This is a genomic window from Aquimarina rhabdastrellae (genome assembly GCA_947387485.1).
In the GTDB taxonomy this organism is placed as follows: domain Bacteria; phylum Bacteroidota; class Bacteroidia; order Flavobacteriales; family Flavobacteriaceae; genus Aquimarina.
In genome coordinates, this window is record CANDNT010000002.1 from 351,667 (window position 1) to 365,664 (window position 13,998).

A 13,998-nucleotide genomic window follows, 5' to 3' on the forward strand; every position below is an offset into this window, starting at 1 on the left:
AATGTTTTCAGATAACAAAAAAGTAAAAGACACTAGCGATTTTTCAAAAAACCAAAATAGAATCTCTGAAGGAACCAAAATTGTAGGAGATATCATTTCTCAAGGAGGATTTAGAATAGAAGGAACTGTAGAAGGAACAGTAAAAACTACAGGAAGAGTAGTAGTAGGAAAATCAGGAAATATAAAAGGAACCTTAGAATGTTCAAATGCAGATTTTGAAGGAAAATTTTCTGGAAAATTAATTATAACAGAAACTCTATCTTTAAAAGCAACTGCACATATAGAAGGAGAAGTTACTACAAGCAAATTAGCAGTAGATCCAGGAGCTACATTTAATGCTACTTGTGTAATGAATGGTGGAGCAAAAGCGATGAGAGATGGACAAAAACAAGGGAAATCAGCTTAAGAAATTTGCAAAATATACCACTATAGGTATTCAAATGGCAGCCACCATTATTGGTGGCTATTATTTAGGTGGTTATTTGGATCAAAGATATGGCTATACAGAACCATTTTATGAAAAATGGGTTGGTTTGGCAGCTGTATTTTTAGGCGTAGCTTCAGTTATGTGGCAAGTCATAAAAGATTCAAAATAACAAGAAAAAAATACAAATGATGAAACAACTCATTATACTTATTTTGACAAGTGTGCTATGTTATGTAGTGCATTTTTTTATACTCACAGATGTCTTAACCATAATAGATACAACTACAATATTTAAACAACATTTGTTTTTAGGAGGAGCTGTACTAGTATTATATTTATCAATGTATATTACTTCACGAATTTCTCCATTGCATACAGGTTTTGTTTTTTTAGGATTGATACTAGCAAAGCTTATTATAGCAGGTTTTTTTATAAATCAAATGGGGTGGTTAGAAGACGGAGCACCAATACAACCCAAGGCTATTTTCTTAGGTTTTTACATGATATATGTGATAACATTAGTAGTTGTTTCGGTAAAACTTATTCAAGGAATTGATAACAGGAAGTAGGGAAACACGGCATTATTTTAGAGAATCCTAAAAAAAATATAAAATCTGTGTGTTTTTTGTCAATTAAAAATGTACTTTTGCCCCCAAATTCAGAGCGTACAAAAAAGACTAGAATTTAGGAAATGAAAGTATTTCACAAAACCCTTAAGTATTCAGTAGTTCTGCTACTTACTTTATCAAGTTCAATTGCCTTTGCAGGAGGTGGTGGAGATAACCACGATAAAAAAGGTAATCCGATTGATACCAAAGAAGAGATTAATGCGTATATCAAGCATCACTTGCAAGATTCACATGATTTTACGTTTTATACAAATGGAGAAACAGGAACACATTATGGATTCCCATTACCAGTAATATTATGGGATGAAGGATTAAAAATGTTTATGTCTTCAAAGTTTCATCACGGTGAAACTGTAGCAGAAGCAGATGGTAATTATTACAAATTATACCACGGAAAAATCTACAGAACTGATGCTGAAGGTACTATTAATTATGATGAACATCACCATCCTACAAACGTTAAGCCATTAGATTTTTCTATTACAAAGAGTGTAGTAGGAATGTTATTAGCTGGTTTGTTAATGATATTAGGATTCTCAGCATTAGCTAGAGGATATAAAAAAGGTCCAATCCCAACTGGATTCTCAAGAGTATTAGAACCATTAGTAATTTATGTAAGAGACGAGATTGCTAGACCTAATATAGGAGAAAAGAAGTATAGAAAGTTTATGAGCTTTTTGTTAACTGTATTTTTCTTTATTTGGATAGCTAATTTATTAGGATTGACACCACTAGGGTTTAATATTACAGGTCAAATTGCAGTTACAGTATGTCTAGCTCTTTTTACAGCGGTAATATATCTTACTAATGGTAGTAAAGATTTTTGGGCACATACTCTATGGATGCCAGGAGTACCAGTGATCTTAAGACCTATACTTGCTATTATAGAATTAGTAGGTTTTGTATTAATCAAGCCATTCTCTTTATTAGTACGTTTATTTGCAAACATTACAGCAGGTCACTTTGTAGTGATGAGTTTAATTGCATTAATGATAACTATGAAAGATGCCTTTGGAGCAGTAGGATCTACAGGAATGTCACTAGTATTATCATTGTTTATTACTTTGATAGAGCTTTTAGTAGCATTTTTACAAGCATTTATTTTTACAATGTTATCATCATTATTTATTGGAATGGCGGTTGAAGAGCACGATCACCACTAATAAATAACTTTAGTTTAGAATAAGAATTTGTTTAATTATATAAATCAATTATTATGTACAATTTAATTGGAGCAGGATTAATCGTAATCGGAGGAGGAATCGGATTAGGTCAAATCGGTGGAAAAGCAATGGAAGGAATTGCTCGTCAACCTGAGGCTGCTGGAAAAATCCAAACTGCGATGATTATCATCGGAGCACTTTTAGAAGGTTTAGCATTCGGTGCTTTAATCTTAGGACAAGGTTAATTAAGACAAGAAACAATTTCCTGTAGCGGTTGGCTACAGGAAATGTTTATAGATTAAACAAAAAAGAATTTAAAAAGGACAAATAACACTATACAATGGATCAATTATTAAATGATTTTTCTCCAGGTTTGTTTTTTATGCAAGCTATTATCTTATTGATTTTAATACTTTTGATGAGAAAATTTGCTTGGAAACCTATTTTAGATAGCTTAAACGATCGTGAAGCAGGAATTCAAGATGCATTAGATGCAGCTGATAAAGCAAGAAAAGAATTACAAAACTTGCGTTCTGATAACGAGCGTATTTTTAACGAAGCACGTACAGAGCGTGACAACATGTTAAAAGAAGCAAGAGAGCTTAAAGAATCTATGATTAATGACGCTAAGGCAGAAGCACAAGCAGAAGCAGAAAAAATTGTAGCTAAAGCTCAAGAAACTATCGCTAGTGAAAAGAAAGCAGCTATTGCAGACTTAAAAAGTCAAGTAGCAGGACTTTCTGTAGAGATAGCAGAAAAAGTAGTGAGAAAAGAATTAACTAGCAAAGAAAACCAAATGGAATTGGTAGAATCTATGCTAGGTGATGTTACCTTAAACTAAAAGTGAAAGATGAGTAGAGCAGCAATACGATATGCAAAAGCAGTTTTGAGTTTAGCTCAAGATCAAAAAGCAACCGAAAATGTTCAGAAGGATATGGACACTATCCTTGCTGCTGTTGATCAAAGTAAAGAATTAAAAATGCTTTTAAGTAGCCCAATTATTAAAACGGAACTTAAGCGCGAGTCTTTACGTAAGGTGTTTGCAAATACAACATCGATCACTCAAGGACTTTTCGATATAATGATCGATAATAAGAGAATTGCATTATTACCAGAAGTGGCTAGACAATACAATATCTTATTTGATCAATTAAATAACACTCAAGTAGCAGTTGTAACTACAGCAGTTCCTTTAGATGATGCTTTAAAAGTTAAAGTATTAGCAAAAGTAAAAGAACTTACTGGTAACGAAGCAACACTTAAGAATGTTATTGATGAAAGCATTATTGGTGGGTTTATCCTTAGAGTAGGTGACTTACAATACAATGCAAGCATCGCTAGTAAACTAGCAAACTTAAAAAGAGAATTAAGTAACAATACATACGTATCTTAAATTTAATAAAAACCGTCATGCATTAGTATGTGTGACATTTTACATAAATAATTATGGCAGAAGTGAATCCTGCTGAAGTATCAGCAATATTAAAGCAACAATTATCTGGATTTGAAGCAACAGCTTCATTGGAAGAAGTGGGGACTGTTTTACAAGTAGGAGACGGTATTGCACGTGTATACGGATTGTCTAATGCACAGTTTGGTGAATTAGTACAATTTGAATCAGGTCTAAATGGTATCGTTCTTAACTTAGAAGAGGATAATGTTGGGGTAGTACTTTTAGGTTCTTCTACAGAAGTAAAAGAAGGTGCAACTGTAAAGCGTACACAACGTATCGCATCTATCAATGTAGGTGAAGGTATCGTAGGACGTGTAGTTGACACATTAGGTAACCCAATTGATGGTAAAGGAGCTATTGAAGGTGAAACTTATGAAATGCCATTAGAGCGTAAAGCACCTGGAGTAGTTTTCCGTCAACCAGTAAATGAGCCATTACAAACTGGAATCAAGTCGATTGATGCTATGGTACCAATCGGTAGAGGACAGCGTGAGTTAGTAATTGGTGACCGTCAGACTGGAAAGACTACTGTATGTATCGATACAATTCTTAACCAAAAAGAGTTTTATGATGCAGGTGAGCCAGTATATTGTATCTACGTTGCAGTAGGACAAAAAGCATCTACAGTTGCTGGAATTGCTAAAGTATTAGAAGAAAAAGGAGCATTAGCATATACTACTATCGTAGCTGCAAATGCATCTGACCCTGCTCCAATGCAGGTATATGCACCTTTTGCAGGAGCGGCAATCGGAGAGTATTTCCGTGATACAGGTCGTCCAGCATTAATCATTTATGATGATTTATCAAAGCAAGCAGTTGCTTACCGTGAGGTGTCATTATTATTACGTCGTCCACCAGGTCGTGAGGCTTACCCTGGAGATGTATTCTACTTACACTCAAGATTATTAGAGCGTGCAGCAAAAGTTATTGCAGATGATGATATCGCAAAAGGAATGAACGATCTTCCGGAGTCTTTAAAAGACAAAGTAAAAGGAGGAGGTTCTTTAACAGCTTTACCTATCATTGAAACTCAAGCTGGTGACGTATCTGCATATATTCCTACTAACGTAATTTCGATTACAGATGGACAGATATTCTTAACTTCAGATTTATTTAACTCTGGTGTACGTCCTGCGATTGATGTAGGTATCTCTGTATCTCGTGTAGGAGGTTCTGCTCAGATTAAATCAATGAAGAAAGTATCTGGTACATTAAAGCTTGACCAAGCTCAGTTCCGTGAATTAGAAGCTTTCGCTAAATTTGGATCTGACCTTGATGCAGTTACATTAAACGTAATTGAAAAAGGTAAGCGTAATGTTGAGATCTTAAAACAAGCTCAAAACGATCCATTTACAGTAGAAGATCAGGTAGCAATTATCTATGCAGGATCTAAGAACTTATTAAAAGATGTTCCTGTAAATAAAGTTAAAGAATTCGAAAAAGATTATATCGAATACTTAAACGCTAAGCACAGAGGAATTCTTGATACACTTAAGAAAGGTAAATTAACTGACGAGGTTACTGATATCTTAATTGAGGCTGCAAGCGAAATCTCAGCAAAATATAAAAACTAGTATTAAAATATTGAGCAAATAAAGTTTTCGCTTTATTTGCTCTTATTTAGTTTTACTTTTTTAGATTATAAAATGTGCTTTTAGTAAAATAAGAGCACTTAATTAAAAGAAAATGGCAAACTTAAAAGAACTACGTAATAGGATTAAATCGGTATCATCTACGATGCAAATTACCAGTGCTATGAAAATGGTATCTGCATCAAAGTTGAGTAAAGCTCAAGAAGCAATTACAGCGATGCGTCCTTATGCAGATAAACTTACTGAACTATTACAAAGTCTTAGTGCTACTTTAGAAGGTGATAGCGGGAGCGTTTATGCAAAACAACGTGAAGTAAACAAAGTACTAGTTGTTGCACTTTCTTCAAATCGTGGTTTAGCTGGAGCATTTAACTCTAATATTGCAAAAGGAGTTAAATCTTTATGCGAAAATGACTTTGCAGGAAAACAAGTTGATCTTGTTACAATCGGAAAGAAGATTAACGATGTTGTATCTAAAACACATACTGTTGTTGCAAATAAAAGTTCATTATATGATGATTTAACATATGCTAATGTAGCTGCGATTGGATCAGAATTAATGGAAATGTTTGTTGATGGTTCTTATGATAAGATCGTTGTTATCTATAATAAATTCAAGAATGCAGGTACACAAATCGTAACTACAGAACAATTTTTGCCAATAGTTCCTACGGTAAACGAAGATGCTACAGCTAATTTGGATTACATTTTTGAGCCATCAAAAGAAGAAATTGTTGAAGAATTAATTCCTAAATCTCTTAAAATGTTATTATACAAAGCTGTTAGAGATTCTATTGCATCAGAGCATGGAGCTCGTATGACAGCAATGCATAAAGCAACAGATAATGCTACAGAATTAAGAGACACTCTTAAACTATCTTATAACAAAGCTAGACAGGCTGCAATTACTAATGAAATTTTAGAAATTGTAGGAGGAGCTGAAGCATTAAATGGATAAAAATCCTACTATGTATTAGACATAGTTCAAAATAAATGAACCGCTATAAATTATTTTATAGCGGTTTTTTCGTTTTTAAACATAACAGTTTCTATTAAGCATTGTAAATAACAATTATATAAGTACACTTCGTATTATGTTATTCTTATTTAAATTAATTACAAATAATTCTTTTAAATTAACTTGTATAACATTACATTTGTTACTCTTGTTTAGATTAAATTAATATAACAAGGATAGATAAATGTTTAACTATATATAGTACAAATGCTTACGCTATTAATAGTATTGATTTTTTGTAGCTGTTATCTTTTATATAATACTTCAAAAAGAGCTACACTAGCTACTTCTTTAACGATAGAAAGAAAAATCCAAGAGAATACACAACTTACCAAAACGATAGGATGTTTTGCTCTTATCAGTACTTTAATATTAACCTTGGGGTATTATGGTATAGGTACAGGAACTTTTATATGGTTTATGTTGCTCATGTTTATAATAGGTGCAGTCGTAGTGCTTGCACCATTAAAAATTATGAACTATAAGCATATTTCAATAGCCTTAGTAATACTCGCAATTGTAGAATTAAATTTCCTTTAAAAATGCCAGCTAATCCTAAATATTTAACTAGTTCTAATAGTCAAAAGTTTGCAAAGCTCTCAGCCGGTATCTTGGGAGGTTACGTATTATCTGCCATGCTACATATGGTACTTGCATTATGGGTTTTTGACCATAAACAAGTTTTGATAACATCTGTATATAGTTTGTTTTTGATATGGATGATTTTTTTGATTATTCCGTATTTCTCTAAAAACGGATGGAAGGTATGGGGTGTATATCTATTCTTTATCATAATAAGTGCAGTGCTTATTTATTTTGGTAAACAGCAATTCTCAATCTAGATGATTTTTTATGAATAAAAGAAATTACAATGTATTTTTTCATACCCATACAGTAAGTGGTATTGTTATAAGTGTAGCCTTATATGTGATCTTTTTTTGTGGAGCATTTGCTCTATTTAAAAATGAATTTGCTTTATGGGAAAAAGGAGAAAAATTTCATAAAGAAAAAGTCATTAATATAAATTATGACAGGCTTATAGATAGCCTTAATAATACATATGAACTTTATGGTAGAGATATTCGAGTTCTTATACCTCGTAATCATGATTCGCAAGAAATATTTGTCAGTCTTACAGGGTCAAAAGATTCTTTGGCTACAGACAAAGCAAAAGAAGGAACGTATTTTAATATCAATAGTAATACCTACAAATCTTCTGCATATTATGATTTTTATAGTTTAGGAGAATTAATCTACAGATTACACTTCTTTAGTCAAATACCATCAATAGGTACTTATTTAGCCGGTTTTATAGCCTTGTTTTTTCTTTTTGCGATTGTAACAGGGGTTTTGATCCATTGGAAGAAAATCGTTTCTAATTTTTATGTTTTTAGACCTAAAGCAAAACTGAAGACCATTTGGACAGATGCACATACTGTTTTAGGAATGATAGGGCTACCATTTCAATTTGTTTATGCCTTAACTAGTGTGATCTTGTGCATGACATTGTTAATTCTATTACCAGCTAATTATCTCTACGATAATAACCAGCAACAATTATTAGAAGATGTACGCCCTATGTTAAAGTCATACCCATTAGAGGCAAAAGTAACAGAGGTTCCTACTGTGAATACACTAATGAAAAAAGCATTAACAACTTGGGATGATTTTACACCACAACAGATTTATTTTAAAAACTATGGAGCTCAAAACATGAAGTTTCAGGTTGATGGATGGATCGATGGCAAAGAAAAGTTTTTGGGTAACGGTCGAGTGATATTTGATGTAATGACAGGGAAAATGCATATAGATAAAGATCCTTACCAAGTTAATTACCTAGAAAGTGTAGAAGCAACCATAAGACAATTACATTTTGCAGATTATGGAGGTTTATCAATAAAGATACTTTATTTTGTGCTGGCTTTAATTACAGGTTTTGTAATCATATCTGGGGTACTTATTTGGCTAGAGGCAAGAAACAAAAAAGCGGTTCCATTAAAACAACAATTATACAATCTTAATGTAGGGTATATTTATCTAGCAATATGCTTAACTCTATATCCTATAATTGCCATTTCGTTTCATGTAGCAAGATGGTTACCTCGTAGTTTAGACTCATCTAGGCAATCCATATTATATGCAGTGTTCTTTTTAGGATGGTTAGCCTTGTTTTTATTTTTTAGATATAAAAGAGATAATCAATATACACATAAATATACCTTATGGATAGGGAGCATTTTTGGATTATTATTACCTATTACCAATGGCTTCTCTTCGGGTAACTGGATCTGGAAAACGTTTACTACAGGACAATACGAAATACTCTTTGTAGATATTTTTTGGATTGTACTTTCTTCATTAGGAATACTCATCGCTTTAAAGTCTAATCTTAAATCATCGAAACAAACTTATACAGGAGTGTTAGAAGCTTATGAAACAGAAAAAGCAACAAAAATAAAAGAACATAAAACCTATACCGAAAATTTAAATACAATACCTATGAGAACAAAAATCACCCTCTTATGGATCTTTATAGCATTAGGATTCATTTTTCACCATATTTACGGATTAGCGACAGTATTCTTTAACGAAACCGTATTTATAGAAGGATCGACAGGAGAAACACCAATGTGGGCACATAAATATAGAATCCTTATGGAAGGATTAGCTTTATTATTTGCCTTATTTACTTTACAAGTATCAAAACCTTGGTTTAGAATGGTATCATTGATCTGGTCTTGTGTTGTAGCCTTGTTTAATGTTTACCATGTAATTACAGCTATAATTTATGAAGCATCTAATCTATCAGAAATATTTATTTTGATTTTAATGGCAATAGCTGGAGTATTTTTGGTACTTAACCTAAATGAATGGAGAAAATTAGAAGAATAAGCTAGCTTTATAGTAAGTTTTACATATTTAATATTTTTTTAAAAGAGGTTCTTGTATACAAGAACCTTTGTTTTTGTAAATGTTTGTAAAATAAATAGTTGTTTGATAATGAAGTGTGTTTTGTTTTTTTAACAAGTAAATAATACTTTTAATAGATAAATATAAAAAATCGATTTTATGAAATTAATTAAAAGAGTAGCTATACTAGCTACCGCTATTTTGAGTTTACTTATTATTTCTTGCGAAAGCGAAAATATAACAGAGAGCACTCAACAAATCGAAGAAGTAGAAAAGAGTTTTTCTAAATCATCAACAGCGATTCCTTGTACTATTGCTTCAATAGATAATGTAGTAGTCGAAGTAGGGAATGAAAAAAGCTTTGAGGTAACACATTCAGGAGGAACAAGTACTCCTATAACATGGTCAATTGTTTCTGGGGCAATGCAAATTATTGGAGCAAACAATCAAAATGTAGTTAAAGTACGTTTTTTAAGCGGTTTTAATCAGGGAACTTTAAGAGTTGTCGTGAATGGGTGTGACCTTAGGTATACTATGAAAATTGGAGATATTCCACCACCAGATCCAACATGTAAACTAAAACCATTACCTATTTATTCAGATTTTGGAGCTCCAGTTCCTGATGGATACATTACAGGAAACTTAGGGAGTAATGTGATTTGTACAACTACAATTAATAATGAGTTATCTGTACCATATAATCCATGTGCAAGCTATAAGTGGACAATCTCAAATGGAGGAGGAATTTTCCCTAGTGTAAATACTGCTATAGTTACAGTAAGTCAACCAGGAACGTATAGAGTTGTTTTAGAAACGACAACAACTACTGGAGTTACAAGAGAATTATTTGTGCTTTATGCAAGAAATTGTGATCAAGGAGGAGGATTTGGTTTTTAAAAAAAACTAATAAAGAATAGAAACAAAAAAAGGAAGCTAATTTTAGCTTCCTTTTTGCGGTCTGGACGGGACTCGAACCCGCGACCCCATGCGTGACAGGCATGTATTCTAACCAGCTGAACTACCAGACCAATGCGTTATTGCGAGTGCAAATATAGAACACTTTTTTAGTTATGCAATACTTTTTTTAAAGATTTTTTCGACTTTTTTTGTAATGCTAAGATTAATAGAAGGTTAAGTGTTTTTGTTTTTGTGATATTTAAAATGCAAAAAAAATAGAAAGAAGATTTCTAAGATAGAAAACACAAGAAATGTTTATTTTTGTTTCAAATGATAGGTATTGGTATTGAATTTGTATTAAGATATACCAAGGATTTTAAAAAGTAAGTTTATGAAGAACATGTTTAAGATTAAAAAATGGGCATTTGGATTAGGAATAATCACTTTGGCTACAGGATTTACACAATGTGCAAGCAGTCAGAAAATAGATGAAAAAGCACCAGTGGTTTTCAAAGATGCTTACTTTCAAAAATGGGCAGCAGGAATTCAAGAAGGAGGATATGGATATACAGTTTATTTACCAGTAGAAGGTGGAGAAAGTGTGAAACTAGATAGTTTGTATTTTAGAGATCGTGGAGTTGCATTAGAAAAAAAGGCAAATGAAAATGTTTATATCGGAAATATAAATTACGGAGGAGAAATAAAAAAAGAAGTAATTATAAGTTCAGATGTAAAAGAAGAAGTACAAAATGAACTTCCAGATCTTAAAAAAGAAAAAATACCTTTTGAGTTAAAAGGGAATGAATGTGTTATTAGTTACACAAAAGGAAATAAGAAAGGATATTTTAAAGTAGACGATCTTAAAGAGAAACAATCTATTTCTTATCCAATGCAAATTCAGCAGTAATAAGATTCAATATTAAAAATATCCATTGAGCATATTTAAAAAACTATTTAGACAAACTTTTGTCTATGGATTAGCTACAGTACTACCTAGAGTTTTGGGAGTTATATTAGTACCCATTTATACAGGGGTACTTAGTACAGAAGTCTATGGAGTTTATGTAAGTTTTATGGCATTACTCATTCTAGGAAATGTAGTATTGTCTTATGGAATGGAAACAGCTTTTTTTAGATTTATTAATAAAGAAAGTGACCAAAAAAACAAAGTAGAGTCTACAGTATTAACTTCGTTGACAATATCAACAATTAGTTTTTTGATTATAGGATTACTATGCCGTAATTTTTTAGGAGAGAGCTTAGGATTTAAAGTAGAATATATTATCTATGGTTTATGGATAATGGCGCTAGATGCATTAGTTGTTTTACCATTTGTTTGGTATAGAGCAAACGAAAGACCAATGCGATATGCTATAATTAAGATTATTAACGTAGTAATTAATCTTAGTTTAAATATCTTTTTCTTAATAGGATTACCCGAATTAATTAATTCAGGATACACATTTTTTAATAGTATTTATCTTGAAGACCAAATCACATATGTTTTTATTTCAAATCTAATAGCAAGCGGAGTTACATTTCTTCTCTTGATACCATTGTATACCAAAATCAAATTTGGATTTGATGTAAAACTCTGGAAATCGATGATGAAATATGCGATGCCAGTATTGATTTCTGGAGTAGCATTTTCTATAAATGAAGCATTTGATAAGTGGTTACTAAGATATTTACTTCCAGAAAACATTGCAGATGCAGAGGCAGGTATTTATGGAGCATGTTATAAAATAGGAGTTTTTATGACCTTGTTCAGTACTGCATTTAGATTAGGAATAGAACCTTTCTTTTTTAATCATGCCAAAGAGAAAAACGCCAAAGAAACTTATGCTAATATAACCTTATATTTTACGGTTTTAGGAAGTTTAATGATGTTAGGAGTTGTAGTCTTTGCAGATATATTAAAACTATTAATTATAAAAGACGAATCCTATTGGGAAGGAATGGTTGTCGTGCCTATAATACTATTAGCCAATTTATGCTTAGGAGTATATCATAGCCTTTCTGTATGGTATAAAATTAATGATCAAACACGATTTGGAGCAATCATTTCTGTGATAGGAGCTATTATTACTATAATTCTAAATTATATGTTAATACCAATATATAGCTACCTAGGATCAGCTATAGCAACACTTGCTGCCTATGGAACGATGATGATTCTCTCATATCTTTTAGGAAGAAAATATTATCCAATTCCGTACAACATTAAAAAAATAGGACTGTATTTTTCTACATCAATCCTTTTTTCGGTACTTACCTTTTATGTTTATGATAGGAATTACGTTGTAGGAGTACCATTACTATTGGTGTTTTTAGTAATTTTATACATTTCAGAGAAAAAGGTATTAAAACAAATACTCAGACGTTAATACAATAAAGATAAATGCAGATTAATATCATTAATAAGTCAGTGCATGAATTGCCTGAATATGAAACGATAGCTTCGGCAGGAATGGATTTAAGAGCAAATATTGAAGCTCCCATAACCCTGAAGCCATTAGAAAGAACCATTGTAAAAACAGGATTGTTTATAGAATTACCTGTGGGATTCGAAGCGCAGGTGCGACCACGTAGTGGCTTGGCTGCAAAAAAAGGGATAACAGTATTAAATGCTCCAGGAACTATTGATGCAGATTATCGAGGAGAAATAGGAGTGATTTTAGTAAACCTTTCTCAAGATGAATTTGTGATCGAGAATGGAGAACGTATCGCTCAATTAGTGATAGCAAAACATGAGAGAGCAGAATGGAATGTAGTAGAAGAACTTTCTGAAACCGATAGAGGGGCAGGAGGATTTGGAAGTACAGGAGTAAAATAAAAACAAAAATCAATCAAAGGGAAACCCAAATAAACAAAGAAAACAAATGAAAATCATAGTACCTATGGCTGGACGCGGATCAAGATTGCGTCCACATACCTTAACCGTACCTAAACCATTGATCCCTGTAGTAGGGAAACCAATAGTACACAGATTAGTAACAGATATAGCCAAAGTATTAGGAGAACCAATAGATGAAATTGCATTTATATTAGGAGATCCAGCATTTTTTGGAGAAGATGTAGTTCAAAGTTTAAAAGAGCTAGCAGAAAGTTTAGGTGCCAAAGGAACTATTTATAGACAAGACCAACCATTGGGAACTGGACATGCAATCATGTGTGCAAAAGATTCACTTTCTGGTCCTGCTGTAATTGCTTATGCAGATACCTTGATTAGAGCCGATTTTAACCTAGATAAAGATGCAGATTCAGTAATCTGGGTAAAGCAAGTAGAAAGACCAGAAGCTTATGGTGTAGTAAAACTTAATGAGAATAAGGAAATTGTAGAATTAGTAGAAAAACCACAAGAGTTTGTATCTGACTTGGCAGTAATCGGAATTTACTATTTTAAAGATGTAGGTGTTCTTAAAAATGAATTACAATACGTACTTGATAACGATATTATTAATGGAGGCGAATACCAGATTAATGACGGAATCAAACGTATGATGGCAGACGGAAAACGTTTTGTTACAGGTAAAGTTGATGAATGGATGGATTGCGGAAATAAAAACGTAACGGTAGAAACAAATACCAGAATGTTAGGTTTTCTTCAACAAGATCAAGAAGTATTAATAAGTGCAACTGTAAAAAATGAAAATAGTACAATTATAGAACCTTGTTATATAGGTGAAGGTGTAGTATTGAAGAATGCTACAGTAGGACCTAATGTGTCTATAGGAGATAATTGTATTGTAGAAGATACAACTATTAAAAATAGCTTAATACAGACAAATACTACAATAAAAAACGCTAATTTAGATAATGCTATGATAGGAAATCATGTAAAATATGATGGGAAATTCACAGCAATTAGTATTGGCGATTATTCTATATTAGAATAAGAAAAAAAAT

17 protein-coding genes and 1 tRNA gene are annotated in these 13,998 nt (G+C 32.2%); 17 read left to right on the forward strand and 1 reads right to left on the reverse strand.

Annotated features, from left to right (window positions below):
• The first annotated feature begins 1 nt into the window (after nt 1).
• The 13 genes from ACYEKI_RS06090 to ACYEKI_RS06150 all read left to right on the forward strand — a co-directional run bounded on the left by ACYEKI_RS06090 (nt 2) and on the right by ACYEKI_RS06150 (nt 10,089).
• Nucleotides 2–406: a bactofilin family protein gene (locus tag ACYEKI_RS06090; RefSeq protein WP_459210282.1), complete on the forward strand. Its 405-nt coding sequence runs from the start codon at nt 2–4 to the stop codon at nt 404–406.
• Entirely contained in the window at nt 378–596 is a 219-nt protein-coding gene (locus ACYEKI_RS06095; protein ID WP_459210283.1) for an AtpZ/AtpI family protein, read from the forward strand. The genes ACYEKI_RS06090 and ACYEKI_RS06095 overlap by 29 nt, the downstream gene beginning before the upstream one ends.
• 19 nt (nt 597–615) lie before the next feature.
• The gene (locus ACYEKI_RS06100; RefSeq protein ID WP_459210284.1) at nt 616–996 is read left to right on the forward strand and encodes a hypothetical protein; all 381 of its coding nucleotides are present in this window, start codon (nt 616–618) and stop codon (nt 994–996) included.
• A gap of 122 nt (nt 997–1,118) precedes the next feature.
• Complete coding sequence (atpB, locus tag ACYEKI_RS06105) at nt 1,119–2,219, forward strand: F0F1 ATP synthase subunit A (RefSeq protein WP_459210285.1); 1,101 nt, start codon at nt 1,119–1,121, stop codon at nt 2,217–2,219.
• A 53-nt stretch (nt 2,220–2,272) separates the two neighbouring features.
• Nucleotides 2,273–2,464: an ATP synthase F0 subunit C gene (atpE, locus tag ACYEKI_RS06110; RefSeq protein WP_459210286.1), complete on the forward strand. Its 192-nt coding sequence runs from the start codon at nt 2,273–2,275 to the stop codon at nt 2,462–2,464.
• Nucleotides 2,465–2,559: 95 nt separating this feature from the next.
• Complete coding sequence (locus ACYEKI_RS06115; RefSeq protein WP_459210287.1) at nt 2,560–3,060, forward strand: F0F1 ATP synthase subunit B; 501 nt, start codon at nt 2,560–2,562, stop codon at nt 3,058–3,060.
• 9 nt (nt 3,061–3,069) lie between these two features.
• Nucleotides 3,070–3,612: an ATP synthase F1 subunit delta gene (atpH, locus tag ACYEKI_RS06120; protein WP_459210288.1), complete on the forward strand. Its 543-nt coding sequence runs from the start codon at nt 3,070–3,072 to the stop codon at nt 3,610–3,612.
• A 53-nt stretch (nt 3,613–3,665) separates the two neighbouring features.
• Entirely contained in the window at nt 3,666–5,246 is a 1,581-nt protein-coding gene (gene atpA, locus ACYEKI_RS06125; RefSeq protein ID WP_459210289.1) for a F0F1 ATP synthase subunit alpha, read from the forward strand.
• A gap of 112 nt (nt 5,247–5,358) precedes the next feature.
• Complete coding sequence (gene atpG, locus ACYEKI_RS06130; RefSeq protein WP_459210290.1) at nt 5,359–6,222, forward strand: ATP synthase F1 subunit gamma; 864 nt, start codon at nt 5,359–5,361, stop codon at nt 6,220–6,222.
• 267 nt (nt 6,223–6,489) lie between these two features.
• Nucleotides 6,490–6,822, forward strand: coding sequence for a hypothetical protein (locus ACYEKI_RS06135; RefSeq protein ID WP_459210291.1), 333 nt, complete (start codon nt 6,490–6,492; stop codon nt 6,820–6,822).
• Nucleotides 6,823–6,824: 2 nt separating this feature from the next.
• Entirely contained in the window at nt 6,825–7,124 is a 300-nt protein-coding gene (locus ACYEKI_RS06140) for a hypothetical protein (RefSeq protein WP_459210292.1), read from the forward strand.
• 10 nt (nt 7,125–7,134) lie between these two features.
• Nucleotides 7,135–9,174, forward strand: coding sequence for a PepSY-associated TM helix domain-containing protein (locus ACYEKI_RS06145; RefSeq protein ID WP_459210293.1), 2,040 nt, complete (start codon nt 7,135–7,137; stop codon nt 9,172–9,174).
• Between the two features lie 177 nt (nt 9,175–9,351).
• Nucleotides 9,352–10,089, forward strand: a complete 738-nt coding sequence (locus ACYEKI_RS06150) for a hypothetical protein (RefSeq protein ID WP_459210294.1) — start codon at nt 9,352–9,354, stop codon at nt 10,087–10,089.
• Nucleotides 10,090–10,146: 57 nt separating this feature from the next.
• Here the strand turns inward: ACYEKI_RS06150 and ACYEKI_RS06155 are convergent.
• Nucleotides 10,147–10,220, reverse strand: a tRNA-Asp gene (locus tag ACYEKI_RS06155).
• A gap of 260 nt (nt 10,221–10,480) precedes the next feature.
• On the opposite strand from ACYEKI_RS06155, the gene ACYEKI_RS06160 reads away from it, so the two are divergent.
• From ACYEKI_RS06160 to ACYEKI_RS06175, 4 genes are read left to right on the forward strand one after another with little or no spacing between them, the layout of a single operon-like run.
• Nucleotides 10,481–10,996, forward strand: coding sequence for a hypothetical protein (locus tag ACYEKI_RS06160; RefSeq protein ID WP_459210295.1), 516 nt, complete (start codon nt 10,481–10,483; stop codon nt 10,994–10,996).
• A 25-nt stretch (nt 10,997–11,021) separates the two neighbouring features.
• Complete coding sequence (locus ACYEKI_RS06165) at nt 11,022–12,476, forward strand: oligosaccharide flippase family protein (protein ID WP_459210296.1); 1,455 nt, start codon at nt 11,022–11,024, stop codon at nt 12,474–12,476.
• Between the two features lie 14 nt (nt 12,477–12,490).
• A complete protein-coding gene (gene dut / locus ACYEKI_RS06170) occupies nt 12,491–12,925 on the forward strand; it encodes a dUTP diphosphatase (RefSeq protein ID WP_459210297.1) in 435 nt (144 codons plus the stop codon).
• Between the two features lie 46 nt (nt 12,926–12,971).
• Nucleotides 12,972–13,988 (forward strand): sugar phosphate nucleotidyltransferase, encoded by a 1,017-nt coding sequence (locus ACYEKI_RS06175; RefSeq protein WP_459210298.1) that lies wholly within the window; start codon nt 12,972–12,974, stop codon nt 13,986–13,988.
• Nucleotides 13,989–13,998 lie beyond the last annotated feature (10 nt).

Bases quoted from the DNA above. Each gene is read 5' to 3' on its own strand.
- ACYEKI_RS06090 (WP_459210282.1), top strand. From the start codon at position 2: ATGTTTTCAGATAACAAAAAAGTAAAAGACACTAGCGATTTTTCAAAA.
- ACYEKI_RS06095 (WP_459210283.1), top strand. From the start codon at position 378: ATGGACAAAAACAAGGGAAATCAGCTTAAGAAATTTGCAAAATATACC.
- ACYEKI_RS06100 (WP_459210284.1), top strand. From the start codon at position 616: ATGAAACAACTCATTATACTTATTTTGACAAGTGTGCTATGTTATGTA.
- atpB (WP_459210285.1), top strand. From the start codon at position 1,119: ATGAAAGTATTTCACAAAACCCTTAAGTATTCAGTAGTTCTGCTACTT.
- atpE (WP_459210286.1), top strand. From the start codon at position 2,273: ATGTACAATTTAATTGGAGCAGGATTAATCGTAATCGGAGGAGGAATC.
- ACYEKI_RS06115 (WP_459210287.1), top strand. From the start codon at position 2,560: ATGGATCAATTATTAAATGATTTTTCTCCAGGTTTGTTTTTTATGCAA.
- atpH (WP_459210288.1), top strand. From the start codon at position 3,070: ATGAGTAGAGCAGCAATACGATATGCAAAAGCAGTTTTGAGTTTAGCT.
- atpA (WP_459210289.1), top strand. From the start codon at position 3,666: ATGGCAGAAGTGAATCCTGCTGAAGTATCAGCAATATTAAAGCAACAA.
- atpG (WP_459210290.1), top strand. From the start codon at position 5,359: ATGGCAAACTTAAAAGAACTACGTAATAGGATTAAATCGGTATCATCT.
- ACYEKI_RS06135 (WP_459210291.1), top strand. From the start codon at position 6,490: ATGCTTACGCTATTAATAGTATTGATTTTTTGTAGCTGTTATCTTTTA.
- ACYEKI_RS06140 (WP_459210292.1), top strand. From the start codon at position 6,825: ATGCCAGCTAATCCTAAATATTTAACTAGTTCTAATAGTCAAAAGTTT.
- ACYEKI_RS06145 (WP_459210293.1), top strand. From the start codon at position 7,135: ATGAATAAAAGAAATTACAATGTATTTTTTCATACCCATACAGTAAGT.
- ACYEKI_RS06150 (WP_459210294.1), top strand. From the start codon at position 9,352: ATGAAATTAATTAAAAGAGTAGCTATACTAGCTACCGCTATTTTGAGT.
- ACYEKI_RS06160 (WP_459210295.1), top strand. From the start codon at position 10,481: ATGAAGAACATGTTTAAGATTAAAAAATGGGCATTTGGATTAGGAATA.
- dut (WP_459210297.1), top strand. From the start codon at position 12,491: ATGCAGATTAATATCATTAATAAGTCAGTGCATGAATTGCCTGAATAT.
- ACYEKI_RS06175 (WP_459210298.1), top strand. From the start codon at position 12,972: ATGAAAATCATAGTACCTATGGCTGGACGCGGATCAAGATTGCGTCCA.